Source organism: Rubrivivax rivuli (assembly GCF_004016505.1).
GTDB classification, from domain to species: Bacteria; Pseudomonadota; Gammaproteobacteria; order Burkholderiales; family Burkholderiaceae_C; genus Rubrivivax; species Rubrivivax rivuli.
Genome location: NZ_SACR01000003.1, coordinates 760,058 through 785,420 on the forward strand (window position 1 = coordinate 760,058; position 25,363 = coordinate 785,420).

Below are 25,363 nucleotides of genomic sequence, written 5' to 3' on the forward strand. Positions count from 1 at the left end.
GCGCTGTAAATCGTTGATTTCCTTGGTGGGCGGTGCAGGGTTCGAACCTGCGACCCCTGCCGTGTGAAGGCAGTGCTCTACCGCTGAGCTAACCGCCCGGATGGCTGATCCGCTTTCTGAAGCAGCACTGCAACCGGAGCCCACTATTATGCACGATTTTCTGTGGCTGCCGTCAAGCCGGAACGCCGCCTTGCTGGCGCCAGAGCGTCTTGCCGCCACTGGCCTTGTCCAGCTCGGCCAGCATGGCCTCGTGCGCCGCACGCTCGGCATCGCTGGCGCGCAGCACTGGCAACGCCAGCGCGCGCAGATCCACGCGTTCGTCGCCGCGCACCGGGCCGCTGCTGCTGCCGCCTTCGTCGATGACCAGGCTGCCCTGCCCGCGCGTCATGCGCAGGTAGACCTCGGCCAGCAGCCCCGCGTCGAGCAGCGCGCCGTGCAGCTCACGGTGGCTGTTGTCCACCTCCAGCCGCTTGCACAAGGCATCCAGGCTGTTGGCTTTGCCGGGGAACATCTCGCGCGCCATCAGCAGGCTGTCGGTCACCTTCGAGGCCAGCGCAGAGAACTTCGGCTTGCCCAGGCGCGTGAACTCGGCGTCGAGGAAAGCCACGTCGAAGGCCGCGTTGTGGATGATGACCTCGGCCCCGCGCACGAACTCCACCAGCTCGTCGGCGATGGCCGAGAACGGCGGCTTGTCGGCCAGGAACTCGTCAGTGATGCCGTGCACCCGCACGGCATCAGGGTGGCTGCTGCGCTGCGGGTTGACGTAGTGGTGCAGCGTGCGGCCGCTGAGGCGGCGGTTGTCGAGCTCGATGCAGCCCACCTCGACGATGCGATCGCCATCGGCGGCCGAGAGGCCCGTGGTTTCGGTGTCGAGAAAGATCTGACGCGTCATGACTTCACCCCCGCCCCCGCCTTCGCCAGCGGCGCGCGCCGGCCGCACCACACCCACAACACCGCGCCCAGCACGATCATCGGCAGGCACAGCCACTGGCCCATGCTCATGCCCAGCGCCAGCAGGCCGAGGAAGCTGTCGGGCTCGCGGAAGTACTCGGCCACGAAACGCAGGCAGCCGTAACCGAAGACGAAGGCCGAGGCCACCTGCCCCATCGCACGTTCACGCCGCGCATAGAACTGCAGCAGCACGAAGAGCAGCAGGCCCTCCAGCAGGGCCTGGTAGAGCTGCGAAGGGTGGCGTGCAAAGCTCTCGCCGCTTTGCGGAAAGACCATCGCCCAGGGCAGCGAGGGGTCGGCCTGGCGGCCCCAGAGTTCGCCGTTGACGAAGTTGGCCACGCGCACGGCCGCGATGCCGATGGGCACACAAGGCGCCACCACGTCCATCACCTCCAGGAAGTGCCGGCCGCGGCTGCGGGCGTAGAGCGCCATCGCGCTGATCACACCCAGCAAACCGCCGTGGAAAGCCATGCCGCCCTTCCACACCATGAACACTTCGAGCGGGTTCGCCAGGTAGTAGCCGGGCTTGTAGAAGAAGCAGTAGCCCAGGCGCCCGCCGATGATGACGCCGAGCACGCCGAAGAAGAGCATGTCTTCCACGTCGCGCCGCTGCCAGCCGCGCGTGGCGTACTGCGGCTTGGCCGCGCGCTGCGCTGCCAGCCACAGGAAGAGGCCGAAGGCGACGAGGTAGCTCAGGCCGTACCAGCGCACGGCCACGGGTCCGAGCGAGAAGGCGATGGGGTCGAACTGGGGATGCACGAGCATCGGCGGTGTCCAGGGGCAGGGTCGGCTGTGGAAGGCGCGATTGTCCATGCCTGCGCGCCGGCCGCGCGGCTTGCGGTGCGCTGCCGCCGATAATCCGGCGCAGGCACCACGGAGACCCCCCGCACCATGAGCAGCAGCAACCGCCGCAGCAAGAACATCACCGAAGGCGTCGCCCGCGCGCCCAACCGCAGCATGTACTACGGCATGGGCTACCAGGAGAGCGACTTCGGCAAGCCGATGATCGGCGTGGCCAACGGCCACAGCACCATCACGCCCTGCAACAGCGGGCTGCAGAAGCTGGCAGATGCCGCGGTGGCGGCCTTGAAGGACGCTGGCGCCAACCCGCAGATCTTCGGCACGCCCACCATCTCAGACGGCATGGCCATGGGCACCGAGGGGATGAAATACAGCCTGGTGAGCCGCGAGGTGATCGCCGATTGCGTGGAAACCTGCGTCGGCGGCCAGTGGATGGACGGCGTGCTCGTCATCGGCGGCTGCGACAAGAACATGCCCGGCGGCATGATGGGCATGCTGCGCGCCAACGTGCCAGCCATCTACGTCTACGGCGGCACCATCCTGCCGGGCCGCTACAAGGGGCAGGACCTCAACATCGTCAGCGTCTTCGAGGCCGTGGGCCAGTTCACGGCCGGCAAGATGAGCGAAGAAGACTTCTGCGAGATCGAGCGCCGCGCCATCCCCGGCAGCGGCAGCTGCGGCGGCATGTACACCGCCAACACGATGAGCTCGTCCTTCGAGGCGCTGGGCATGAGCCTGCCTTACGCCAGCACGATGGCCAACGTCGAAGACCCCATCCTGGCGCACACGCAAGAGGCGGCACGGGCGCTGGTGAACGCGGTGAAGAACGACCTCAAGCCGCGCGACATCGTCACCAAGGAGGCCATCGAGAACGCCGTGGCCGTGATCATGGCCACCGGCGGCAGCACCAACGCCGTGCTGCACTTCCTGGCCATCGCGCACGCTGCGGGCGTGGAGTGGAGCATCGACGACTTCGAGCGCGTGCGCCGCAAGACGCCGGTGCTGTGCGACCTGAAGCCCAGCGGCAAGCACCTGGCCATCGACCTGCACCGCGCCGGCGGCATCCCGGCGGTGATGAAGGTGATGCTCGACGCCGGCCTGCTGCACGGCGACTGCATCACGATCACCGGCAAGACGGTGGCCGAGAACCTGAAGGACATACCGCCGCTGCGCGCCGACCAGGACGTGATCCGCCCGGTGACGAACCCGATCTACGCCGAGGGTCACCTCGCCATCCTGAAGGGCAACCTGAGCCCCGAGGGTTGCGTGGCCAAGATCACCGGCCTGAAGAACCCCGTGATCACCGGCCCGGCCCGCGTGTTCGATGACGAGCAGAGCGCGCTGGCCGCGATCATGGCCAAGCAGATCGTCGCCGGCGACGTGATGGTGCTGCGCTACCTGGGCCCCAAGGGCGGCCCGGGCATGCCCGAGATGCTGGCGCCGACCGGTGCGCTGATCGGCCAGGGCCTGGGCGAGAGCGTGGGCCTGATCACCGACGGCCGCTTCTCGGGTGGCACCTGGGGCATGGTGGTGGGCCACGTCGCGCCCGAAGCCTACGCAGGCGGCCTGATCGCACTGGTGCAGGAAGGTGACAGCATCACCATCGACGCGCACCAGCTTCTGCTGCAGCTGAACGTGAGCGACGAAGAGATCGCACGCCGCCGCGCCGCCTGGAAACAGCCTGCGCCGCGCTACACGCGCGGTGTGCTGGCGAAGTTCGCGAAGAATGCGGCCAGCGCCAGCAAGGGCGCGGTGCTCGACGGGGATTGAGGCTTCGGCCGCAGGCGGCCCCGGCTAGAGCCGCGGGTCGCGCCGGGTGGGCTCGGCGGGAGGCTTGGGCCGCGGGTCGTGCCGGGTGGTCTCGGGCGTGCTGCGGCGGGCCGCGTCTTCGCGCGAGCGGGTGGCATGGCGTTCGCGCCGGGTGGTCAGGCCCAGCGCCTCCATGGCCTTCTCGCGGCGCGCGAGTTTCTTGCGCTCCATCTTTTCCATGACCCTGCGCTGCGTCCAGCCACTGTTGTCGGCAAACTGCCACCACAGCACGGCCCCCAGGAAGGGCAGGCCGATCGCCCACCAAGGCCATGCGCCGAAAGGCCCGAAGTCGGCCAGATGGGCCACCAGCAACAAAACACCGACGATGACCAAGGGCATGGCGAACTCTCCTCGGAACACTGTAGCGCAAGGCCTGCTCTTGCTGGTGTGGGCCTGCGCCGGCGGCGCCGCACAGGCCAGCCCCGAGCTGGCCAAGCAGAAGAACTGCATGAACTGCCACGCCGCGGACCGCAAGATCGTCGGCCCGGCGTGGCGTGACATCGCCAAACGCTACGGCAGCACGCCGAACGCTTCGGCCGCGCTGGCGGTGAAGATCCGCGCCGGTGGCGGCGGGGCCTGGGGCGTGGTGCCCATGCCGGCCAACCCCACGCTGAGCGAAGCCGATGCCAAGCGGCTGGCGGACTGGGTGCTGACGCACCGCTAGCCCGCCGCCGCGCCCGGCATCAGTTGGCTTGCGTCAACTGATCGAGGATCGCCGGGTTCTCGAGGGTGGAGGTGTCCTGCGTGATCGCCTCGCCCTTGGCGATGCTGCGCAGCAGGCGCCGCATGATCTTGCCGCTGCGCGTCTTGGGCAGGTTGTCGCCGAAGCGGATGTCCTTCGGCTTGGCGATCGGCCCGATCTCCTTGGCCACCCAGTTGCGCAGCTGCGTGGCGATCTGCTTGGCTTCTTCACCCGTGGGCCGGCTGCGCTTGAGCACCACAAAGGCGCAGATGGCCTCGCCCGTGGTGTCGTCGGGGCGGCCCACCACGGCGGCTTCGGCCACCAGCTCGGTGCAGCTGACCAGCGCGCTTTCGATCTCCATCGTGCCCATGCGATGGCCGCTGACGTTGAGCACGTCGTCGATGCGGCCGGTGATGGTGAAGTAGCCCGTGTCCTTGTCGCGGATGGCGCCGTCGCCGGCCAGGTAGTAGCCCTTGAGCTCGGCCGGGTAGTAGCTCTTCTTGAAGCGCTCGGGGTCGCCCCAGATGGTGCGGATCATGCTCGGCCAGGGCTTCTTGATGACCAGGATGCCGCCGCTGCCGTTGGGCACGTCGGCGCCGGTTTCATCGACGATGGCCGCGGTGATGCCCGGGAAGGGCAGCGTGCAGCTGCCCGGCACCATGGGCGTGGCGCCTGGCAGCGGCGTGATGACGTGGCCGCCGGTCTCGGTCTGCCAGAAGGTGTCGACGATGGGGCAGCGGCCGCCGCCCACGTTGGCGTGGTACCACTCCCAGGCCGCCGGGTTGATGGGCTCGCCCACGCTGCCCAGGATGCGCAGGCTGGAAAGGTCGCTGTTCTTGGGGTGCACGGCGGCGTTGCCTTCGGCGGCCTTGATCAGGCTGCGGATGGCGGTGGGCGCGGTGTAGAAGATGCTGACCTTGTGCTTCTCGATGGTCTTCCAGAAGCGGTCGGCGGCCGGGTAGGTGGGCACGCCCTCGAAGACGATCTCGGTGCCGCCCAGGGCCAGCGGGCCATAGGTGATGTAGCTGTGGCCCGTGACCCAGCCGATGTCGGCCGTGCACCAGAACACGTCGTCGGGCTTGAGGTCGAAGGTCCAGGCGGTGGTGAGCGCCGCATGCAGCAGGTAACCGCCGGTGCTGTGCTGCACGCCCTTGGGCTTGCCGGTGCTGCCGCTGGTGTACAGCAGGAAGAGCGGGTGCTCGGCTTCCACCCACTCGGGCTCGCAGGTGCTGGGCTGGCCGGCCAGCTCTTCGTGCAGCCAGCGGTCGCGCTCGGGGTGCCAGTTGATCTTGCCGCCGGTGCGCTGGTAGACGATGAGGTTCTTCAGCGTCTCGCAGCCGCCCAGCGCGATGGCTTCGTCGACGATGGCCTTCAGCGGCAGTTGCTTGCCGCCACGCAACTGCTCGTCAGCGGTGATCACCATCACCGCGCCGGCGTCCTGCACGCGGTCGCGCACGCTCTGCGCGCTGAAGCCGCCAAAGACCACCGAGTGGATGGCGCCAATGCGCGCACAGGCCTGCATGGCGGCCACGCCCTCGACGCTCATGCTCATGTAGATGACGACGCGGTCGCCCTTCTTCACGCCGCGCGCCTTCAGCGCGTTGGCGAACTGGCACACCTTGGCCAGCAGTTCGCGGTAGCTGACCTTGGTGACGGCACCGTCGTCGGCTTCGAAGATCAGGGCCGTCTTCTCACCCAGCCCGCGCTCGATGTTGCGGTCCAGGCAGTTGTGGCTGACGTTCAGCGTGCCATCGGCAAACCACTTGAAGAACGGCGCCTGGCTGCTGTCCAGCACCTGCGTGAAGGGCGTCTTCCAGCTCACGAACTCGCGCGCCAGGCGGCCCCAGTAGGCCTCATGGTCGGCCTCGGCCTCGGCCACCAGCGCGTGGTAGGCCGCCATGCCAGAAACGCGGGCGGCCGCCACGAGTGCGGCGGGGGGCTGGTGGGTCTTCAGTTCGGTGGGCTGGTCGCTCGACATGTTCTGGTCTCCTGGTGGGCAGTGGTTGGATGCGCTCTGTGTGGAGAGTGGAGCGCGCCCCTCTGACGAACCGCTTACTCTGCGGGCAGATTCCTCGCAAGCCTACAATTTCTCGTCTCCGGGTTTGCCCGAAGCCCCTCTCCCCTGGACCCCCATGGCCGACGACTCCAAGACCCACAACACCCGCCTCGGCCCGCTTGCCGGCTTCATCTTCGCCACCCGCTGGCTGCAACTGCCCCTGTACCTGGGCCTCATCGTCGCGCAGTGCGTCTACGTCTTCCATTTCTGGGTGGAGCTCGTGCACCTGGTGGAGGCGGTGTTCGGCAGCCAGGAGGCGCTGGCCAAGCTGGTCAGCAGCATCGGCTACAAGAGCGACTTCGCGGTGACATCGCTGAACGAGACCATCATCATGCTGGTGGTGCTGGCGCTCATCGACGTGGTGATGATCAGCAACCTGCTGATCATGGTGATCGTCGGCGGCTACGAGACCTTCGTTTCCCGGCTGAACCTCGAAGGCCACCCCGACCAGCCCGAGTGGCTGAGCCACGTCAACGCCAGCGTGCTCAAGGTCAAGCTGGCCACGGCCATCATCGGCATCAGCAGCATCCACCTGCTGAAGACCTTCATCAACGCTGCCAACTACAGCGAAAAGGTGCTGCTCTGGCAGACCCTGATCCACGTTGCCTTCCTGTTCAGCGCACTGGCCATCGCCCTGGCCGACAAGCTGATGGCGCACACCATCAAGTCCGACCACTGACCCTGAGACGAGGCCGCCATGACGAACCTTCTGCTCTTCGTGGCCGGCCTGGTCGGCCTGGTCCTGGGTGCCAACCTGCTGGTGCGTGGCGCCTCCAAGCTGGCGCTTTCCTTCGGCATCTCGCCGCTGGTGGTGGGGCTGACGATCGTGGCCTTCGGCACCAGCGCGCCCGAGGTGGCGGTGTCGGTGGGCGCGGTGCTGGATGGCAAGACCGACCTGGCCGTGGGCAACGTGGTCGGCAGCAACATCTTCAACGTGCTCTTCATCCTGGGCATCAGCGCGCTGATCACGCCGCTGGTGGTGGACCGGCAGCTCATCCGGCAGGAGGTGCCCATCATGATCGGCGCCTCGCTGCTGCTGCTGGCGGTGGGGCTGGACGGGCGCATCGGTCTCTTCGACGCGCTGCTGCTCTTTGCGCTGGTGGTGGCCTACACGGTGTTCCTCATCGTGCAGTCGCGCCGTGCCGGGCAGGCGGCGGCCGGTGACGACGAAATGCCTGCGCTGGAAGCCGGTACCTGGGACACGCGCCTGCCCGCGCAACTGGCGCTGATCGTCGGCGGCCTCGTGGCCCTGGTGCTGGGCTCCGACGCCCTGGTCACCGCCGCGGTGGCCTTCGCCAAGCAGATGGGCGTGAGCGACCTCGTCATCGGCCTGACCATCGTGGCCGCCGGCACCTCCATGCCCGAGGTGGCCACCTCCATCACCGCCGCCATCAAGGGCGAGCGTGACATCGCGGTGGGCAACGTGGTGGGCAGCAACACCTTCAACATCCTGGGCTGCCTGGGGCTCTCGGGCCTGGCCTCGGGCACCACCGGCCTCGTGCTGGCGCCCTCGGTGCTGACCTTCGACATCTGGGTGATGCTGGCCGTGGCGCTGGCCTGCCTGCCGGTGTTCATCACCGGTCGCGAGATCGCGCGCTGGGAAGGCGGGGTCTTCCTCGCCTACTACGCGGCCTACGTGGCCTACCTCATCCTGGCCGCGCAGCAGCACGCCGCCCTGCCCTGGTTCAGCACCGCGATGCTGAGCTTCGTGCTGCCGCTGACGGTGGTGACGCTGGTGGTGGTGCTGCTCAAGCCCTCACCGAAGACCTGAGGGTCTTCAGTCGCGCGGCAGTTCGGGCGGCACCGGCGCCCGGCTGGGCAGGCGCAGGTGCAGCGCCGCCAATGACAAGAGGTTGGCCGAGACCGGTGCCGTCACGAAGACGAACAGCGTGATCAGCAGCACCTGCAGCCCGGCCTGCGCCTGCGCCCAGCTCACCAGCAGGCTGGCCACCAGCACACCGCCCACGCCCAGCGTGCTGGCCTTGGTGGGCGCGTGCAGGCGCATGAAGAAATCGTTGAAGCGCAGCAGGCCGAAGGCGCCCACCAGCAGGAAAAAGGCGCCCAGCACCAGCAGCAGGGCCACGGCCCATTGCAGCCAGGCGGGCAGTTGCAGCAGCGTGTCGGTCAGCATGGCAGGGCCCCCGGTCACTCGATGACGTCGCCGCGCGCGAGGTAACGCGCCGCGGCCACGGTCGACACAAAACCCAGCATCGCGATGATCAGCGCCGCCTCGAAGAAGACGGCGCTGCCCTGGCGCAGGCCCAGCAGCACCGCCAGCGCGATGGCGTTGACGTAGAGCGTGTCCAGCGCCAGCACACGGTCGGGCAGGCTGGGGCCGCGCAGCAGCCGCCACGCGCACATCAGCATGGCCAGGGCCACGGCGCCGACAGCAATGTCCAGGGCCCAGGCCAGCACGGTGGCGCCGCTCATCCGAAGATCTCCTGCAGTGGCGCCTCGTAACGCGCCTTCATGTCGGCCACGGCAGCAGGCACGTCGGTGCAGTCGAGCGCATGCACGAGGATGTGGCGGCGCTGCTCGTCGATGACACACGACACCGTGCCCGGCGTGGTGGTGATGATGGTGGCGAAGAGGCTGATGGCCGTGGGGTGCGTGATGTCCAGCGGCACCAGCACCCAGGCCGGCTGCGGCCGCGCGCCGGGCGACAGCACGATGCGCGCGACCGTGATGTTGCTCTTCACGATGTCCCACAGCACCACGCCCAGCAGGCGCAGCGCCGTGCCCCAGGCGCGCGGGCGCACGGGCTCGGGCAGGAAGCCGTGCAGCACGCGCGGGATGACGAGGCCCAGCACCGTGGCCGTGATCAGCTGCGCCGGTGCGGCGCTCTGCTGCAGCAGCACCCAGGTGGCGCCGATCAGCACGCTGAGCACCGGGTGCGCGAACCAGCGCGGCTTCATCGTGCGGCCTCCGCGGGGGCAGGCGTGGGTGCGGGCGGCGTGGCCCCCGGCAGCGGCGGGTTCACGCCGCGGTAGGGGCGTGTGGTCTGCGCGGCCGCCCCGCCTGACTCCGGCATCACCGCATCGGCATAGGCGGCGCGGTCTTGCAGTTGCAGCGCGGCGGCGGCTGTGTAGCGCTGGATGGGCGCGGCGAACACGCTCATCAGCACGCTCAAGCCCAGCAGCGCCACGGTAGCACCGATCAGCCGCGGGCTGGCACCCGCGCTGCTGCCCGGCACCTCGGGCCGCACCGCCCAGAACAGCACGCTGCCCGCGCGCGCCAGGCCCACCAGCGTGAGCAGGCCCACGCCCAGCACCACGGCCCACACGGCCACGGCGGCGCTGTGGTTCACCGAGGCTTCCAACAGCATCAGCTTGCCGATGAAGCCCGGCAGCGGCGGCAGGCCGGCGGTGGAGGCCGCGGCCAGCAGCAGCATCAGGCCCAGCAAGGCCGGCTGCGCGACCGGGCTGCAGGGCTCCAGGCGGTCCGCCATGGGCCCGCGTTGCGAGGCCACCAGTTCCGACAGCAGGAAGAGCCCCGCGATCACCAACGTGGAGTTGGCGAGGTAGAACAGCGCGGCCGACCACGCCGCGGCGTTGAAGAGGCCGAGGGCCGCCAGCACCGTGCCCACCGAGGCCACGGTGAGCCACGCCACCAGGCGCGGCAGCGTGCGCGCCGCCAGCGCGCCCATCACGCCCACCACGCTGGTGGCCAGCGCCAGCGGCAGCAGCAATGGCTGCACCAGCAGCGCCGAAGCCCCGGCCTCGGCCCCGAAGATGACACCGTGCACGCGCAGGATGGCGTAGACGCCCACCTTGGTCATGATGGCGAAGAGCGCCGCCACCGGCGCGCTGCTGGCCGCATACGTGGCCGGCAACCACATGGCCAGCGGGAGCAGCGCCGCCTTGAACCCGAACACCACCAGCAGCAGCAGCGCGCCGGCCTGCAGCAGCCCCGCCTCGGCCCCGCCCACCTGGGGCACGCGCAATGCCAGGTCGGCCATGTTCAGCGTGCCGGCCTGCGCGTACAGCAGCGAGACACCGATGAGGAACAGCGCCGAGGCCACCAGGTTCAGCACCACGTACTGCACGCCCACGCGCAGCCGCTCGCGGCCCAGGCCGTGCATCATCAGCACGTAGCTGGCGATCAGCAGCACCTCGAAGAAGACGAAGAGGTTGAAGAGGTCGCCGGTGACGAAGGCGCCGTTCAGGCCCATCAGCTGGAACTGGAAGAGCGCGTGGAAGTGGCGGCCGTGGGTGTCCCAGCCGCCGCTGGCGTAGAACAGCACCGGCACGGCCACGGCTGCGGTGAGCGCCACCATGTAGGCCGAGAGCCGGTCGATCACCAGCACGATGCCGAAAGGCGCCGGCCAGTCACCCAGGCGGTAGACGTTGAGCTGGCCGCTGGCGGCCTCTTCCACCAGCCGGAACGCAAACACCGCGCCCAGCAGCACCGAGGTCAGCGCGATGCGGCGCGTCCACGCCAGGCGCCGGTTGCCGTGCGCGTCGGCCGCGCCGCCGCCATCGCCCACCAGCAGCAGGAGCACCGCGGTCAGCATGGGCAGCAGCACCGGCAGCACCGGCAGGTGGTCGCTGAAGCTCATGCCTTGGGCTCTTCCTGGGCGCCACCTTGAGGCGGGCGGCCGTCGACGTGGTCGTTGCCGCCGTCGTGCTGGCTGCGCAGCGCGAGCTCGATGACGAAGCCCGTGGTGGCAAAGCCGATGACGATGGCCGTCAGCACCAGGGCCTGCGGCAGCGGGTCGGCCGCCGCGGGGCCAGCGCCGACGATGGGCTCGGCGCCCTGCCACAGCCTCCCCATCGCGAAGATGAAGATGTTGACCGCGTAGCCCAGCAGCGAAAGGCCCAGCACCACCGGGAAGGTGCGCCCCCGCAGCAGCAGGTAGATGCCGCTGGCGGTGACGAGGCCGATGCCGGTGGCCACCAGGGCTTCCATCGACAGCATCATGGACGGTCCCCCTGCGGTACGGCAGCAGCCGGCGCCGCGCCTTCCTTGCTGGCCGCGCCCAGCACGGCCAGTGTCAGCAGTGTCGAACCCACCACGGTGATGTACACCCCCAGGTCGAAAAGCGCGGCCGTGGCCAGCGGCAGCACGCCCAGCACGGCCACCTCGGGGGCCGCGTGCGCGCTGGTCAGGAAGGGGTGGCCGAAGGCCAAGGCGCCCACGCCCGTGGCCAAGGCGATGGCCAGGCCGATGCCGATCCACACCGTGTAGCGGCGGCCGCCGGCGGCGTGCAGCAGCGCATCGGCCCTCTGCTGGCCCAGCGCCATGTACTGCAGCACCAGCGCCACGGCGGTGATCAGCCCGGCGATGAAGCCGCCACCCGGCAGGTTGTGGCCGCGCCAGTAGATGTAGGCCGAGACCACCAGCGCCAGCGGCAGCACCAGGCGCGCGGCACGGCGCAGCAGCAGCGGCGGCTCGCGGAAAGACCAGGCCAGGCCCGCGCCATCGGCCACCGGGCGGCGCACGCGCAGGCCCTGCAGCAGCGCCAGCACGCCCACGGCGGCGATGCCCAGCACGGTGATCTCGCCGAAGGTGTCATAGCCGCGGAAGTCGACCAGGATCACGTTCACGCTGTTGGTGCCGCCGCCCTTGGGCACGGTGTTGTCGAGGAAGTACCAGGCGATGCTGTCGTGATCACGCGTCATCACCAGCCAGCTCAGCCAGGCCAGGCCGCCACCGCCGAGCAGGGCCAGGCCCGCGTCGCGGCCGCGGCGCGCGGCGCTGCTTTCGCGCGGGGTGGTCTGCGGCAGCAGGGCCAGGCCCATCAGCAGCAGCACGGTGGAGACCACCTCCACGCTCAGCTGAGTGAGCGCGAGGTCGGGCGCCGAGAAGGCCAGGAAGGTGAGCGCCGTCACCAGGCCCACCAGGCCCACCAGCACCACGGCGCGCAGGCGCTGGTGGTGGCCCAACACCAGCGCGGCGCAGGTGGCGGCCAGCGCCAGCCACAGCACCACGGCCAGCGGCGTGGCCGGCAGCAGCGCACGCGCGCCCGTGCCGGCCCCGGCGCCCGGGCCTTGCAGCAGCGGCCAGGCGGCCACGGCCACGGCGCTGGCCACCATCCACGCGGCGTAGCGCTGCAGCGAACCGTTTTCCAGCAGCGCGGTGAAGCGGCCGGCCGTGGCGAAGAGGCCATCCACCAGCGCAGTGAAAACGCCCTTGCCGCTGAAAGCGCGCGGCAGGTAGCGGTGCAGCCGCCCGCCTTGCGCCAGGCCGAAGTACAGCGCCGCGCCGCCGGCCACGGCGATGGCGCTCATCAAGAGCGGGATGTTGAGCCCGTGCCACAGCGCCAGCTGGAAGGCCGGCGCCGGTGCACCCAACATGGCGCTGCTGGCGGCCTGCACCAGCGGGCCGGCCAGCGTCATGGGCAGCAGGCCCACGGCCACGCAGGCGGCCACCAGCAGCATCACCGGGGCCTTCATGCCCAGCGGTGGCTCGTGCGGATGGGGCACGGGCAGGTCTTTCGGCGGGCCGTTGAAGAAGACGTCGTGCACCAGGCGCAGCGAGTAGGCCATCGAGAACAGCCCGCCCAGCGTGGCCAGCACCGGCACCAGCCAGCCCAGGCTGCCCCAGACTGGCGTACCGCCGTGCAGGGCCTGCTCCAGCATCATCTCCTTGCTGATGAAGCCGTTGAAGGGCGGGATGCCGGCCATCGCCGCCGCGGCCACCAGGGCCAGCGTGCCCACCACGGGCATCAAGGCCATCAGGCCGCCGAGCTTGCGCATGTCGCGCGTGCCGGTTTCGTGGTCGACGATGCCCGCGCTCATGAACAGCGCGGCCTTGAAACACGCGTGGTTGAGGATGTGGAAGACCGCGGCCACGGCCGCCATCGGCGAACCCAGGCCGATCAGGAAGGTGACCAGGCCGAGGTGGCTGACGGTGGAGTAGGCCAGCAGGCCCTTCAGATCGTGCTTGAAGATCGCGACAAAGGCCGCGAACACCATGGTCAACAAACCGGTGCTGGCGACGATGCCCTGGAAGAGCTCGGTGCCGCCGATGACGGGCGTGAGCCGCATCATCAGGAACAGCCCGGCCTTCACCATGGTGGCCGAGTGCAGGTAGGCCGACACCGGCGTCGGCGCCGCCATGGCCTGCGGCAGCCAGAAGTGGAAGGGCAGCTGCGCGCTCTTCGTGAAGCAGCCCAGCAGCACCAGCACCAGCATCAGCGGGTAGCGGGCATCGGCCTGCACCTTCTCCACCAACCCCGGCGTGGCGAGCATGGTGCTCAGGTCGTAGGTGCCAGCCATCTGGCCCAGCACCACCACGCCGGCCAGCAGCGCCAGGCCACCGCCGCCCGTGACGGCCAGCGCCATGCGCGCGCCGGCGCGGGCATCGGCGCCCTTCTTCGGATCAGAGCCCCAGTAGCCCACCAGCAAGAAGCTGCTGATGCTGGTGAGTTCCCAGAACACCACCATCAGCAGCAGGTTGTCGCTCAGCGCGATGCCCAGCATCGCCGCCATGAAGAGCATCAGCTGGCTGTAGAACTTGCCCGCCGGGTCACCGCCCGGGCCACCGTGCAGGTAGAAGGCCGCGTAGATGACGATGAGCAGGCCGATGCCGCTGATCATCAAACCGAACATCAGGCCCAGGCCGTCGAGCCGGTAGTTGGCGTTCAGGCCGATGGCCGGCATCCACTCGGCCTGCGTCAAAAGCACCTGGCCGTCCATCACCGGCCCGGCCAGGCTGAGCAGCAAACCCAGCACCGCCAGCGCGATGGCGCCGGCCAGCACTGCGGTGGCCCGCCGGCGCAGCGGCGCTTCCACGCGGCCGAGCCACAGGCACAGCCCGGTGCCCAGCACCAGCGGCAGCAGAACGGCGAGTGACAGGGGGCTCATGGGTTGCGCAGCAGGGCCAGCTTCCAGTGGCGCCCGGGCAGGCCTGGCGCCACGACAAAACCCGCGAGTCTAGGCGAGCGATGCTGGCGCCTGGCTTACCCCGCCCCGCCCTGCGCGCATGCCGGCCCGGCCTTGACAAGCCGCCTTGCAGCCGATGCCGGCAGGGCCCGCCGACAGGCCCCTGCAAGGCCGCTGGCTACACTGGCGGCCCGATTTCGCAGCCAGCGCCCGTGCCGGGCGCCACCGCCATGAGCTCCACCGCGCGAACCACCATCCGCCAGGCCGACCTGATCGACAGCATCGCCGCCGCCCTGCAGTACATCAGCTACTACCACCCGGCCGACTACATCGCCCACCTGGCCCGCGCCTACGAGCGCGAGCAGAGCGCCGCCGCGAAAGACGCCATCGCGCAGATCCTCACCAACAGCCGCATGTGCGCCGAAGGCAAGCGGCCCATCTGCCAGGACACCGGCATCGTCAACGTTTTCCTGAAGATCGGCATGGACGTGCAGTGGGAAGGCTTCACCGGCAGCATCGAGGACGCCGTCAACGCCGGCGTGCGCAAGGGCTACCTGAACCCCGACAACGTGCTGCGCGCCAGCGTGCTGGACGACCCCATCTTCGCGCGCAAGAACACCAAGGACAACACGCCCGCGGTGGTGCAGATGGAGGTGGTGCCCGGCAACACGCTCGACGTCATCGTCGCGGCCAAAGGCGGCGGCTCTGAGAACAAGAGCAAGGTCTACATGCTCAACCCCAGCGACGACATCGTCGAGTGGGTGCTCAAGACCGTGCCCACCATGGGCGCCGGCTGGTGCCCGCCGGGCATGCTGGGCATCGGCGTGGGCGGCACGGCCGAGAAGGCGGCGCTGCTGGCCAAGCAGGCGCTGATGGAAGACATCGACATGTACGAGCTGCTCGAGCGCGGCCCCAGCAACAAGCTGGAAGAGATGCGCATCGAGCTCTACGAGAAGGTCAACGCCCTGGGCATCGGCGCGCAGGGCCTCGGCGGCCTGACGACCGTGCTGGACGTGAAGATCAAGACCTTCCCCACACACGCCGCGAGCAAGCCCATCGCGATGATCCCGAACTGCGCCGCCACGCGGCACGCGCACTTCGTGATGGACGGCAGCGGCCCGGTCTACCTCGACCCGCCCAGCCTCGACCTCTGGCCCAACGTGCACTGGGCGCCCGACTACAACAAGAGCCGCAAGGTCGACCTCAACACGCTGACGAAAGAGCAGGTGGCGAGCTGGCAGCCCGGCGACACGCTGCTGCTCAGCGGCAAGCTGCTCACGGGCCGCGACGCCGCGCACAAGCGCATCCAGGAGATGCTCGCCAAGGGCGAACCGCTGCCGGTGGACTTCACCAACCGCGTCATCTACTACGTGGGCCCGGTGGATCCGGTGCGCGACGAGGTGGTGGGCCCGGCCGGCCCGACCACCGCCACCCGCATGGACAAATTCACCGAGATGATGCTGGCGAAGACCGGCCTCATCGCGATGGTGGGCAAGGCCGAACGCGGCCCGGTGGCCATCGAGTCCATCAAGAAACACCAGAGCGCCTACCTGATGGCCGTGGGCGGCGCGGCCTACCTCGTCAGCAAGGCCATCAAGGGCGCGAAGGTGGTGGGCTTTGCCGACCTGGGCATGGAAGCCATCTACGAGTTCGACGTGGTGGACATGCCGGTGACGGTGGCGGTGGACGCCGGCGGAACCAGCGCGCACGTCACCGGCCCGAAGCTCTGGCAAGCGAAGATCGGCAAGATCCCGGTGGCCGTGGCCTGACGGGGCAGCCCTGACCCTGTGTCCCAGCACTTCGAAGTCCACCCGCAGAACCCGCAGCCGCGCCTGCTGAAGCAGGCCGCGGCCCTGCTGCAGGCCGGCGGCGTGGCCGCCGTGCCCACCGACAGCAGCTACGCGCTGGTGTGCCGGCTCGACGACAAGAACGCGGCCGAGCAGTTGCGACGCATCCGCCAGGTGGACGAGAAGCACCACCTCACGCTGCTGTGCAAGGACTTGAGCGAACTCGCGCGTTTTGCGCGCGTGGACAACCGCCAGTACCGGCTGCTGAAGCTGGGCACGCCCGGGCCCTACACCTTCATCCTGGAAGCCACGAAGGAAGTGCCGCGGCGCCTGAGCCACCCCAGCCGCCGCACCATCGGCCTGCGCGTGCCCGAAAACGTGGTGCTGCAGGAACTGCTGGCGCTCTTCGGTGAACCGCTGCTGGCTACCACGCTGATACCGCCGGGCGAAACCGAACCGCTCAACGACGCCGACGAGATCCGCGAGCGTTTCCAGAAGCAGCTGCAGGCCGTGGTGGACGCCGGCGCCTGCCCCATGCAGCCCACCACCGTCATCGACCTCAGCGGCGACGAGCCCGTGCTCGTGCGCGAAGGCCGCGGCGAACTCGCCCGCCTGGGCCTGTAGGCACCCCACGCCAAGCCAGCCCGGCGGCGCTGGGTGCGGTGCAGCACAGACGCGGCGGGGCGGACAGGCGCATGCTGCAGCTCCGATGGAGCCCGCATGAACCCCTTTCCGACCCACCCGCCCGCCCCCCGGGCGGCCGCATGATCCGCCTGGCCATTCACCTGGCGCTCGACTACGAGGTGCGGGAACCCGGCAGCCACTTCATCTTCAACATCCACGCCGCGCACACCGAGCGCCAGCGGGTGCTGCAGGAGCACCTCGACCTGAACCAGGGCGTGCCCTGGCGCGTGGACACCGACCCCGCCACGCTCAACCGCATCCTGCGTGTCAGCCCCGGGCCCGGGCCGCTGCGCCTGCGCTACGCGGCCACCATCGAGCTCGACCACCACGTCGCGCAGCCGGCCGCCATCCCCGAGGTGCCCATCGCGCAACTGCCCACGCACGTGCTGCCCAGCCTCTACCCCAGCCGCTACTGCCCTTCAGACCGGCTGCTGCGCCTGGCCTTGCAGGAGTTCGGCCACCAGGTGCCGGGCTACGCACGGGTGCAGGGCGTGCGCGACTGGGTGCTGCGGCGCACCACCTTCAAGTCGAACACGAGCACCGGCACCACGTCCGCGCTGGACACGCTGCTCGACACCGTGGGCGTGTGCCGCGATTTCGCGCACCTGATGATCGCGCTGTGCCGCGCCATCAACGTGCCGGCGCGCTTCACCACCGGCATCGACTACGGCGCCGACCCGGCGCTGGGTCCGACCGACTTCCACGCCTACGTGGAGGCCTACCTCGGCGGACGTTGGTACATCTTCGACCCCTCGGGCACGGCCATCCCCATGGGCTTCGTGCGCTTCGGCACCGGGCGCGATGCGGCCGACGTGGCCTTCGCCACCATCTTCGGCGATGTGCTGGCGGGCGCGCCACGCATCCAGATCGAGGTCCTGCCCGACGACCAGGGCCGGCTCGTGATGCCCTGGCACTGCCCCGAGGCGCTGTCGACCGACGCCTGACTGGCGCGAGCCCTGCTCAGCGCGGCAAGGCCAGCACCTTGCGCACCCGCTCGGGGCTGAAGCCAAGCTGGGCCTGCCCGCGCACCAGCAGCACCGGCGTGCCGGGCGCGCGCGTGGCCTCGAAGGTGGCGCGACAGGCCGCGTCGCGCTCGATGCTGCATTCGGTGTAGGGCACGGCGTTCGCGCGGAGCCATTGCCGTGCCGCCGCGCAGCTGGGGCAGACGTCGGAAGACAGCATGTGGATGTCGCCCGGCCGGGCGAGCGCGCTCAGGGCGGTGGCCGCCTCGGCCGAGGCTTCGGCGCGCTGGTGCCCCACCCAGACCTGGTGCACGCCGCCCACCACCGCCACCAGCAACACCAGTTGCAGCAGCTGGCGGGGGCTGGTGAGCTTCATGGCCGCGCCAGCCAGGGCAAGAGGCCGGGGCTCAGATGGCGGCCGTGACCACCATCTCCACACGCCACTCCGGCCGCGCCAAGGTGGCCTGCACGGTGGCGCGCGGCGGCGCTTCGCCCGCGGGCAGCCAGGCTTCCCACACGGCGTTCATGCCCGGGAAATCGGCCAGGTCCTTGAGGAAGATCTCCACGCGCAGCAGGCGGCGCTTGTCGGTGCCGGCACGGGCCAGCAGCGCGTCGATGGCGGCCAGCACCTGCTGCGTCTGCCCGGTGATGTCCTGGCTGCCGTCGGCCGGCACCTGGCCGGCGAGGTAGGCCACGCCGTTGTGCACGGCCATCTCGCTCAGGCGCGGGCCGACGTCGAATCGCTGAATCATCTCAATGTCCTTTGCGGGATGGTTTGCCCGGGGCGGGGCGGCCCGGTGTCTGCACGGCGGCGGCCTTCTGGCCCAGGCGGCTTTCGGTCCCGGCCAGCAGGCGGCGGATGTTGGCTTCGTGGCGCCACACGAGCAGCAGGCTCATCAGCACCAGCGCCCCGATGAAGGGCTCGGGGCCCCAGATCAGCGCCTGGTAGAAGGGCGCGAACACCGCCGCCACCATGGCCGCCAGCGACACATAGCGCGAGAAGGCCACGATCAGCCCGAAGCTCAGCAGCGTGGCCACGCCCAGCAGCGGGTTCACGGCCATCAGCACACCCGCCGCGGTGGCCACGCCCTTGCCGCCCTGGAAACGGAAGAACACCGGCCACAGGTGGCCGATGAAGGCCGCGAGCCCGACGAAGGCGGCGGCCGTCTCGCCCAGGCCATAAGGTGCGCCGAACATCAGCACCAGCAGCACGGGCACGTAGCCCTTCAGCGCGTCAAAAGCCAGCGTGAGGATGGCCGCGGCCTTGTTGCCCGAGCGCAGCACGTTGGTGGCGCCGGGGTTCTTGCTGCCGTAGCTGCGCGGGTCGGCCAGGCCCATCAGGCGGCTGAAGATGACGGCGAAGGACAGAGAGCCGAAGAGGTAGCCCGCGATCAGGGCCAGGGGCAAGGCAAGCGCATTCATGGGGTGCGGAGTGTACGTTTGGCCTGAACAGGCGCAGGCGGTGTGCGGAAGCTGCAGGCGCGGGCTTCAGGCCAGCGCGCAGTGCACGGGTGTTGCGCCCAGCAGGTCCACCAGCACCTGCGGCGAGATGCCCACCAGGTAACCGCGCCGGCCGCCGTTGATGCAGATGCGCGGCAAGGCCAGCACGCTGGCTTCCACATAGACCGGCATCGCCTTCTTCAGCCCGAAGGGCGAGGTGCCGCCCACCAAGTAGCCGCTGTGGCGCTGCGCCACCTCGGGCTTGCAGGGTTCCACGCCCTTGGCACCGATCTCGCGGGCCAGGTTCTTGGTGCTCACCGAACGATCGCCGTGCATCAGCACGATGAGCGGCTGCGCCTTCTCGTCCTGCATCACCAGGGTCTTGATGACGCTGTGCTCGTCCACGCCCAGTTGCTTCGCGCTCTCGGCCGTGCCGCCGTGGTCGACGTACTCGTAGAGGTGCTCGGTGTAGGCCACGCCGGCGGCCTTGAGCATCTGCGTGGCGGGGGTCTCGCTGACGTGTTTGTCTTTCTTGGCCATCTCGTGGAGACGATGAAGGGCTTCAGGCGAAGGCGTAGCCCAGCGCCGCGAAGAAGTGGCAGACGCTGCCGCCCAGCACGAACAGGTGCCACACGGCATGCGCGTAGCGGATGCGGTTGTCGAGCAGGAAGACCACGGCGCCCAGCGTGTAGCTCAGCCCGCCGGCCACCAGCCACACCAGGCCGGCGGTGGGCAGGCGCTCCACCAGAGGGCCGGCGGCCACCACGGCCACCCAGCCCATGGCCACGTACAGGCCTGTGCTCACCCAGGGGTGGCGCAGGCGGTTGAGCAGCTTCACCGTCACGCCGAAGGCGGCCGCACCCCACACCACGCCGAAGAGGCTCCAGCCCCAGGCGCCCTTCAACACGCCCAGCGTGAAGGGCGTGTAGCTGCCGGCGATGAAGAGGTAGATGGCTGCGTGGTCGAAACGCTGGAACCAGGCCTTGGCCGTGCCGCGCGGCAGTGCGTGGTACAGCGCCGAGACGCCGTAGAGCAGCATCATCGTGGCCGCGAAGACGCTGGCCGCGACGATGTCCACCGCGCCCCCGAGGCGGTTGGCCTGCCACACCAGGATGGGCAGCGAGGCCACGGCCAGCAGGAAACCCAGGCCGTGCGTCAGCGTGTTGGCGATCTCCTCGCCCAGCGTCTGCGGGCGGTCGGCACCCGGCGCGTGCGGGGCCTCAGTCACCTTCCACCCACTCCACCTGCGCGCCCAGGGCGGTGATGTTCTCGGCGAAGCGCGGGTGAGCGCGCCGCACCGGCGTGGCGTTGCGGATCACGCTCTTGCCCGGGATGCTGCAGGCCAGCATCAGCAGCGCGATGGCCACGCGGATGATGTAGGGGCTTTCCACCTCGGCGGGCTGCAGCGGCTTGCCGCCGAAGGTGATGATGCGGTGCGGGTCGCTCTGGAAGGCGTGGCCGCCGAACTTGCTGAGCTCGCTGGTCCAGCCCATCGCGCCTTCGTAGACCTTGTTCCAGTACATCATGCTGCCCTCGGCCTTCACGCCCAGGGCCACGAAGATGGGCAGCAGGTCCACGGGCAGGTAGGGCCAGGGCGCGGCTTCCACCTTCTGCAGGATGTTCTTGGTGAAGGGCTCGCGCACCTTCAGCGGGCCGTCCACCACGGTGTGGCTCCAGCCGTCCTGGTGCACCACCTGCACGCCGAACTTGGCGAAGGTGCGGTCGATCAGCGGGAACTGCTCGGGCGCGCTGTTCTTCACCGTGATGCAGCCGCCGGTGATGGCGCCCAAGGCCATGAAGGTGACGGCCTCGTGGAAGTCCTCCGCGAAGCGGAACTCCACGCCTTCCGGCTTGCCGAGGCTCTTCACGCCATGCACCGTGAGGCGGCTGGTGCCCACGCCCTCGATCTGCGCGCCCAGCAGGCGCATGAACTCGCAGAACTCCTGCACGTGCGGCTCGCTGGCGCTGTTCATCAGCGTGCTGGTGCCTTCGGCCAGGGCCGCGCAGAGCACGAAGTTCTCGGTGGTGGTGACGCTGGCGTAATCGAGCCAGTGGTGGTTGGCCTTCAGGCCGCCCGCCACCTGGATGAGCAGGTGGCTGCGGCTGCGCTCCACCACGCCGCCGAAACGCTCCATCACCTCCACGTGGGGGTCGATCTCGCGCACGCCCAGGGTGCAGCCCTGCACGTCGTTCTCGATGCGCGCCACGCCAAAACGGGCCAAGAGCGGCGGCACCAGCATCACGCTGGAGCGCATCTCTTCTGGCAGGTGGTGGGTGCGCGGGTCGAAGTGGGTTTTGGCGTGGTGCACTTCCAGCACGCCGGTGGCGTAGTTGACCTTCACCTCGCTGCCCAGGGTGCGGAAGATCTCCAGGATCTTGCGCACGTCGGTGATCTCGGGAATGCCGAGCAGGCGGATGGGGTGCGGGCTGAGCAGCGTGGCGCAGAGGATGGGCAGCACGGCGTTCTTGTTCGCGCTGGGCACGATGCGGCCGGTGAGCGGCGTGCCGCCGTGGACGATGAGGTTGGCCATGAAGAGGGGGCGGAGGGTTGGCAGCAGGTGCGTGATTGTCTTGCAGCGCCGGCACCGTTCAGGGCCCGGCGCCCGCGTTTCGTCGCAGTGTGCCGCAGCGGCGTGGTGCCCCGGCTATCGTGCCGGGCTTGACGACGATCACGCTGACGCGACCGGCCCTCCCCAAGCCCCCCACCCGGCCTGCGAGCCTGGCCCTGCTGGTGCTGGCGCTGCACGCGCTGCTGCTGGCCGGTGCTTGGCGGTTGCAGGCCTGGCAAGACCGCGGGCCGGCCGTGCCAGCGCAGGCGCCGCTGATCGTGTGGCTGCCGGGGGCGCCGCGGCCCGCCTCGCCGGCAGCCAAACCGCCCGAACAGCCCCAGGCCGCTCGCGCCCAGCGCGCGCCCGCCACGCTCCCGCGTGCTCCGCGCGAGCCGCAGGCCATCACCCTGCCGGCAAGCCCGGCCGGGCCGGGCCCCGATACCGTTGCGGCGCCGCCGGTTTCTGCGGCCCCCGTCATGCCGACACCGACACCGCCTGCAGCCGGGCCCGCGCCGCCGCTGAACCTGGCCCTGCCCCGCGGCGCCTCGGCCCCCTGGCGCGGGCGCAACCCGGCGCTGGACGACCCGCGCAGCAACACGCCGCCACTCACACTGGAAAGCCGCATCGCCAAGGCCCTGGGCGGCGTCGACGGCATCCAGGAGTTCCGCCTGGAAGACGGCAGCGTGCGCTTCAAGCGCGGCAACAGCTGCGTCATCGCACGGCCCAACCGCGCCAGCGCGCTGGACCCCTTCAACGCCAGCGCGCAGATCCGCCCGCGGCTGCTGGACCGCTGCTGAAGCCTCAGCCGGCGCCGCCCGCCGCGGCCCGCGCCTCTTCCTGCAAACGCAGCACGCGCCGCTGCACCTTGCCGGTGGTGGTCATGGGCAGTGCCTCGATGAACTCGATCTCCTTCGGGTACTCGTAAGGCGCCAGCCGGCCGCGCACGTGGGCCTGCAGCTCGGCCACCAGCGCCGGGTCGCCCGTGAAGCCAGGCGCCAGCACCACGTAGGCCTTCACCACCGCGCCGCGCTCGGCATCGGGCTTGGGCACCACCGCCGCGTTGGCCACGGCCGCGTGCTTGACGAGGCAGTTCTCGATCTCGCTGGGCCCGATGCGGTAACCCGCGGCCTTGAAGACGTCGTCGCTGCGGCCCTGGTACCAGAGGTAGCCCTCGGCATCCATCACCGCGGTGTCGCCGGTGCGGCACCAGCTCTTGCAGGGGTCGCCGGTGAACTTGGCCGCGGTGGCGGCCTCGTTGCGCCAATAGCCGAGGAAGAACACCGGGTCGGGGTGGCCGTGAACGTCCAGCCGGTGCACGGCCACGTCGCCCGGCGTGCCGCGCGGGCATTCGCGCCCGGCATCGTCGATCACCGCCACGCGGTGGCCCGGGTAGGCGCGGCCCATGCTGCCGGGGCGTGCCGGCCAGCCCGGCTGTTCACAACCTTCGGCATCGACCCAGCGCTGGCAGTTGCCCACGATGTAATTGATCTCGGTCTGGCCGAACATCTCGTTGACCGTGAGGCCGAGAGCCCGCTGGCACCAATGGAAGACGGTGTCGCCCACGGCCTCGCCGGCGCTCATCACCGAACGCAGGTGCAACCGGTAGCGCTGCCGCGGCGCCGGCACCGCCTTCATCATCGCCTTCAAGGCCGTGGGGAAGAGAAAGCTGTGCGTCACCCGGTGGCGCTGCATCAGCTCGAAGGCGCGTTCAGGGCTGAAGCGGCCTTGGTAAGCCACGATGGGGCGGCCGAAGTACAGCGTGGGCAGCAGCGCGTCCATCAGGCCGCCGGTCCAGGCCCAGTCGGCGGGGCTCCAGAAGACCTCGTCGCTGTGCTCGGGCGGGCCCAGGCCGAACCAGTCCTGGCTGCAGACGAACCCGCTCAGGTTGCCGATGAGCGCGCGGTGTGGCACCAGCGCGCCCTTGGGCGGGCCGGTGGTGCCGCTGGTGTAGATCAGCACGGCGGGGTCGTCGGCGGCGGTGTCCTCGGGCACGAAACGGCCGCCCGGCGCAGCGGCCAGCACCGCGGCCCAGTCGGCGTCGCCCTGCCCGGCGGCCGCACCCACGGCCAGCACGCTGCGCAGCGCCGGGCAATCGGCGCGCACCTGCTGCACGGTGGCGATGGCGTTTTCATCGGCCAGTGCCAGCACGGCGCCGCTGTCCTGCAGCCGGTAGACCAGCGCTTCGGGGCCAAAGAGCATGCTCAGCGGCATGGCCACTGCGCCCAGCTGGTAGATCGCCATGTGCGCCACGGCGGTTTCGGGCCGCTGCGGCAGCACGAGCGCCACCCGGTCACCACGCTGCACACCCAGAGCGCGCAAGGCCTGGCTCAGGCGGTCGGCCTGGCGCTGCAACCCGGCGTAACTCAGGCGGCCGCGGCGGCCGTCTTCGGTTTCCCACGCCACCGCGGTGCGGCGGGCCTGGGCCGGTGTACCGCCTCGCGCCCAGCGCGTGCAGCACACCTGCGCGATGTTGAAGCGCGCGGGCACCTGCCAATGCAGGCTGGTGTGCAGGCCTTCGTGCGCGCCCGCCGGCGCGGCCCGCTTGCGTGTGTCATCGGCTTTCATCCCGGGAACTTTAAGCGCCCCACCTGCAAGGGTTTGCAGCGTCAAGTTCGCACGGCAGCAGCCGAAAGACCCAGCATCGCGTGCCACCCGGCATGCCCACCAGAGTTCCCCAGACCACCATGCCCTACGCCGAACTGTCTGCCGTGAAGCACCTTGTGCAGCCGGGCCTGCCGCTGCCCTTCAACGTGCGTGATGCCGACCGCACCCTGCTGCTGGCCCGGGGCCACGTGCTCGAAGCCTACGAGCAGATCGATGCGCTGTTCGACCGCGGTGCGCTGGTCGACATCGACGAGCTGCTCACCCGCGCGGACGTGGTGCGCCAAGCGCCGCGCGATCAGTTGCCGCAGCTCTGGGCCGGATGCCTGGACGAAGTGGCCAAGACCCTGCGTGCCGATCCGGGCCCGGGCTACGAGGGCGCGCTGGACGACGCCACGGGCCCCGTGCAGGCCCTCATCGAACGCGACCCCGACCTGGCCATCTTCCAGGTGTTGCGCCAGGGCGCCAGTGCCGACGCTGCCTACGGCGTGCATCGCTCGCTGCAGACGGCCATCACCGGCCACCTGGTGGCACAGCGCCTGGCCTGGAGCCCCGAGCAGAGCGCCCGGCTCTTCAAGGTGGCCCTGACGATGAACATCTCGATGCTCGAACTGCAAGGCAAGCTGGCGCGCCAGACGCAGCCGCCCACGCCGCAGCAGCGCCTGGAACTGCAGAGCCACCCCATGCGCAGCGTGCGCATGCTGCAGCAGGCCGGCGTGAACGATGAAGCGTGGCTGGAAGCGGTGCTGCACCACCACGAGCAGGAAGACGGCACCGGCTACCCCAGCGGACGCACCGAGGTGGGCGAGCTCGCCACGCTGGCGCGCCGCGCCGACATCTACACCTCCAAGCTCGCCTCGCGCTCCACGCGAGAGGCGCTCAATGCCGACCAGGCCGGCCGCCAGATGTTCATGCAGGACCCTGGCCACCCGATGACGGCGGCCCTGGTGCGCGAGTTCGGCATCTACCCGCCAGGCTGCTATGTGCGGCTGAACTCGGGCGAAACCGGCATCGTGGTGGCGCGCGGCGCCACCATCACCACGCCCGTGGTGGCCTGCCTCACCACGCCCAGCGGCGCGCTGCTTGCCGAGCCGCAACGCCGGGCCACCGATGGCAAGGCCTGTGCCGTGGCCGGCGTGGTGGGCGAGCGGCAGCTGGGCACGCCGCTGCCACTGGAAAGGCTGGCCGCGCTGGTGACGGCCGTCTGACCGGCGG

The 25,363-nt window shown here is 69.9% G+C and carries 26 protein-coding genes and 1 tRNA gene; 9 read left to right on the forward strand and 18 right to left on the reverse strand.

Annotated elements, in window-relative coordinates:
* Window positions 1-23: 23 nt before the first annotated feature.
* From EOE66_RS11955 to lgt, 3 genes are all read right to left on the reverse strand, one after another.
* Window positions 24-98 (reverse strand) — tRNA-Val (locus EOE66_RS11955).
* Between the two features lie 74 nt (window positions 99-172).
* On the reverse strand, window positions 173-892 hold the full coding sequence (dnaQ, locus tag EOE66_RS11960; RefSeq protein ID WP_128228887.1) for a DNA polymerase III subunit epsilon: 720 nt from the start codon (window positions 890-892) through the stop codon (window positions 173-175).
* Window positions 889-1,716 carry a prolipoprotein diacylglyceryl transferase gene (gene lgt, locus EOE66_RS11965; RefSeq protein ID WP_128228888.1) on the reverse strand — a complete coding sequence of 276 codons (828 nt, stop codon included), beginning with the start codon at window positions 1,714-1,716 and terminating at the stop codon, window positions 889-891. Before lgt ends, dnaQ begins: the two co-directional genes overlap by 4 nt.
* Before the next feature lie 126 nt (window positions 1,717-1,842).
* On the opposite strand from lgt, the gene ilvD reads away from it, so the two are divergent.
* Complete coding sequence (gene ilvD / locus EOE66_RS11970) at window positions 1,843-3,522, forward strand: dihydroxy-acid dehydratase (protein WP_128228889.1); 1,680 nt, start codon at window positions 1,843-1,845, stop codon at window positions 3,520-3,522.
* 24 nt (window positions 3,523-3,546) lie between these two features.
* On the opposite strand, the gene EOE66_RS21950 is transcribed toward ilvD, so the two are convergent.
* A complete protein-coding gene (locus EOE66_RS21950) occupies window positions 3,547-3,900 on the reverse strand; it encodes a TIGR04438 family Trp-rich protein (protein WP_205702681.1) in 354 nt (117 codons plus the stop codon).
* Between EOE66_RS21950 and EOE66_RS11980 the strand changes: the two genes are divergently transcribed.
* The gene (locus tag EOE66_RS11980) at window positions 3,899-4,225 is read left to right on the forward strand and encodes a c-type cytochrome (RefSeq protein ID WP_128228890.1); all 327 of its coding nucleotides are present in this window, start codon (window positions 3,899-3,901) and stop codon (window positions 4,223-4,225) included. The genes EOE66_RS21950 and EOE66_RS11980 overlap by 2 nt on opposite strands.
* A gap of 19 nt (window positions 4,226-4,244) precedes the next feature.
* On the opposite strand, the gene acs is transcribed toward EOE66_RS11980, so the two are convergent.
* Window positions 4,245-6,221, reverse strand: a complete 1,977-nt coding sequence (acs, locus tag EOE66_RS11985) for an acetate--CoA ligase (RefSeq protein ID WP_128228891.1) — start codon at window positions 6,219-6,221, stop codon at window positions 4,245-4,247.
* Window positions 6,222-6,375: 154 nt separating this feature from the next.
* On the opposite strand from acs, the gene EOE66_RS11990 reads away from it, so the two are divergent.
* Together EOE66_RS11990 and EOE66_RS11995 are read left to right on the forward strand one after the other, a co-directional pair.
* Window positions 6,376-6,978: a YqhA family protein gene (locus EOE66_RS11990; RefSeq protein WP_128228892.1), complete on the forward strand. Its 603-nt coding sequence runs from the start codon at window positions 6,376-6,378 to the stop codon at window positions 6,976-6,978.
* 18 nt (window positions 6,979-6,996) lie between these two features.
* Window positions 6,997-8,070 carry a calcium/sodium antiporter gene (locus EOE66_RS11995; RefSeq protein ID WP_128228893.1) on the forward strand — a complete coding sequence of 358 codons (1,074 nt, stop codon included), beginning with the start codon at window positions 6,997-6,999 and terminating at the stop codon, window positions 8,068-8,070.
* Between the two features lie 6 nt (window positions 8,071-8,076).
* Here EOE66_RS11995 and EOE66_RS12000 read toward each other — a convergent pair whose 3' ends face one another.
* From EOE66_RS12000 to EOE66_RS12025, 6 genes are read right to left on the reverse strand one after another with little or no spacing between them, the layout of a single operon-like run.
* On the reverse strand, window positions 8,077-8,430 hold the full coding sequence (locus tag EOE66_RS12000) for a Na+/H+ antiporter subunit G (RefSeq protein ID WP_128228894.1): 354 nt from the start codon (window positions 8,428-8,430) through the stop codon (window positions 8,077-8,079).
* Between the two features lie 14 nt (window positions 8,431-8,444).
* The gene (locus EOE66_RS12005) at window positions 8,445-8,729 is read right to left on the reverse strand and encodes a K+/H+ antiporter subunit F (RefSeq protein WP_164885078.1); all 285 of its coding nucleotides are present in this window, start codon (window positions 8,727-8,729) and stop codon (window positions 8,445-8,447) included.
* Complete coding sequence (locus EOE66_RS12010; protein WP_128228895.1) at window positions 8,726-9,214, reverse strand: Na+/H+ antiporter subunit E; 489 nt, start codon at window positions 9,212-9,214, stop codon at window positions 8,726-8,728. The genes EOE66_RS12005 and EOE66_RS12010 overlap by 4 nt, the downstream gene beginning before the upstream one ends.
* Window positions 9,211-10,857, reverse strand: coding sequence for a monovalent cation/H+ antiporter subunit D (locus EOE66_RS12015; protein ID WP_128228896.1), 1,647 nt, complete (start codon window positions 10,855-10,857; stop codon window positions 9,211-9,213). The genes EOE66_RS12010 and EOE66_RS12015 overlap by 4 nt, the downstream gene beginning before the upstream one ends.
* On the reverse strand, window positions 10,854-11,207 hold the full coding sequence (locus EOE66_RS12020; protein WP_205702691.1) for a Na+/H+ antiporter subunit C: 354 nt from the start codon (window positions 11,205-11,207) through the stop codon (window positions 10,854-10,856). Before EOE66_RS12020 ends, EOE66_RS12015 begins: the two co-directional genes overlap by 4 nt.
* A gap of 8 nt (window positions 11,208-11,215) precedes the next feature.
* Window positions 11,216-14,107, reverse strand: coding sequence for a monovalent cation/H+ antiporter subunit A (locus EOE66_RS12025; RefSeq protein ID WP_128228897.1), 2,892 nt, complete (start codon window positions 14,105-14,107; stop codon window positions 11,216-11,218).
* Window positions 14,108-14,355: 248 nt separating this feature from the next.
* Here EOE66_RS12025 and EOE66_RS12030 point away from each other — a divergent pair, with 248 nt between their 5' ends.
* From EOE66_RS12030 to EOE66_RS12040, 3 genes are all read left to right on the forward strand, one after another.
* Window positions 14,356-15,894: a fumarate hydratase gene (locus tag EOE66_RS12030; RefSeq protein ID WP_128228898.1), complete on the forward strand. Its 1,539-nt coding sequence runs from the start codon at window positions 14,356-14,358 to the stop codon at window positions 15,892-15,894.
* An 18-nt stretch (window positions 15,895-15,912) separates the two neighbouring features.
* A complete protein-coding gene (locus EOE66_RS12035) occupies window positions 15,913-16,536 on the forward strand; it encodes an L-threonylcarbamoyladenylate synthase (protein ID WP_054140056.1) in 624 nt (207 codons plus the stop codon).
* A 140-nt stretch (window positions 16,537-16,676) separates the two neighbouring features.
* Window positions 16,677-17,540 (forward strand): transglutaminase-like domain-containing protein, encoded by an 864-nt coding sequence (locus EOE66_RS12040; RefSeq protein WP_128228899.1) that lies wholly within the window; start codon window positions 16,677-16,679, stop codon window positions 17,538-17,540.
* Window positions 17,541-17,556: 16 nt separating this feature from the next.
* Here the strand turns inward: EOE66_RS12040 and EOE66_RS12045 are convergent, their stop codons facing one another.
* The 6 genes from EOE66_RS12045 to EOE66_RS12070 all read right to left on the reverse strand — a co-directional run bounded on the left by EOE66_RS12045 (window position 17,557) and on the right by EOE66_RS12070 (window position 21,529).
* Entirely contained in the window at window positions 17,557-17,934 is a 378-nt protein-coding gene (locus EOE66_RS12045) for a glutaredoxin family protein (RefSeq protein WP_128228900.1), read from the reverse strand.
* 31 nt (window positions 17,935-17,965) lie between these two features.
* Entirely contained in the window at window positions 17,966-18,310 is a 345-nt protein-coding gene (locus tag EOE66_RS12050; RefSeq protein WP_128228901.1) for a RidA family protein, read from the reverse strand.
* Window position 18,311: 1 nt separating this feature from the next.
* Window positions 18,312-18,980 carry a glycerol-3-phosphate 1-O-acyltransferase PlsY gene (gene plsY, locus EOE66_RS12055; protein WP_128228902.1) on the reverse strand — a complete coding sequence of 223 codons (669 nt, stop codon included), beginning with the start codon at window positions 18,978-18,980 and terminating at the stop codon, window positions 18,312-18,314.
* A gap of 66 nt (window positions 18,981-19,046) precedes the next feature.
* Window positions 19,047-19,538: a Cys-tRNA(Pro) deacylase gene (gene ybaK, locus EOE66_RS12060; RefSeq protein WP_128228903.1), complete on the reverse strand. Its 492-nt coding sequence runs from the start codon at window positions 19,536-19,538 to the stop codon at window positions 19,047-19,049.
* A 22-nt stretch (window positions 19,539-19,560) separates the two neighbouring features.
* Window positions 19,561-20,226, reverse strand: a complete 666-nt coding sequence (gene trhA / locus EOE66_RS12065) for a PAQR family membrane homeostasis protein TrhA (protein ID WP_128228904.1) — start codon at window positions 20,224-20,226, stop codon at window positions 19,561-19,563.
* Entirely contained in the window at window positions 20,219-21,529 is a 1,311-nt protein-coding gene (locus EOE66_RS12070) for a UDP-N-acetylglucosamine 1-carboxyvinyltransferase (RefSeq protein ID WP_128228905.1), read from the reverse strand. Before EOE66_RS12070 ends, trhA begins: the two co-directional genes overlap by 8 nt.
* 128 nt (window positions 21,530-21,657) lie before the next feature.
* On the opposite strand from EOE66_RS12070, the gene EOE66_RS12075 reads away from it, so the two are divergent.
* Entirely contained in the window at window positions 21,658-22,344 is a 687-nt protein-coding gene (locus tag EOE66_RS12075; protein WP_128228906.1) for a hypothetical protein, read from the forward strand.
* Window positions 22,345-22,348: 4 nt separating this feature from the next.
* Here the strand turns inward: EOE66_RS12075 and EOE66_RS12080 are convergent, their stop codons facing one another.
* Window positions 22,349-24,112: an acetate--CoA ligase gene (locus EOE66_RS12080; protein WP_128228907.1), complete on the reverse strand. Its 1,764-nt coding sequence runs from the start codon at window positions 24,110-24,112 to the stop codon at window positions 22,349-22,351.
* A 119-nt stretch (window positions 24,113-24,231) separates the two neighbouring features.
* Between EOE66_RS12080 and EOE66_RS12085 the strand changes: the two genes are divergently transcribed.
* Complete coding sequence (locus tag EOE66_RS12085) at window positions 24,232-25,356, forward strand: HD-GYP domain-containing protein (RefSeq protein WP_128228908.1); 1,125 nt, start codon at window positions 24,232-24,234, stop codon at window positions 25,354-25,356.
* Window positions 25,357-25,363 lie beyond the last annotated feature (7 nt).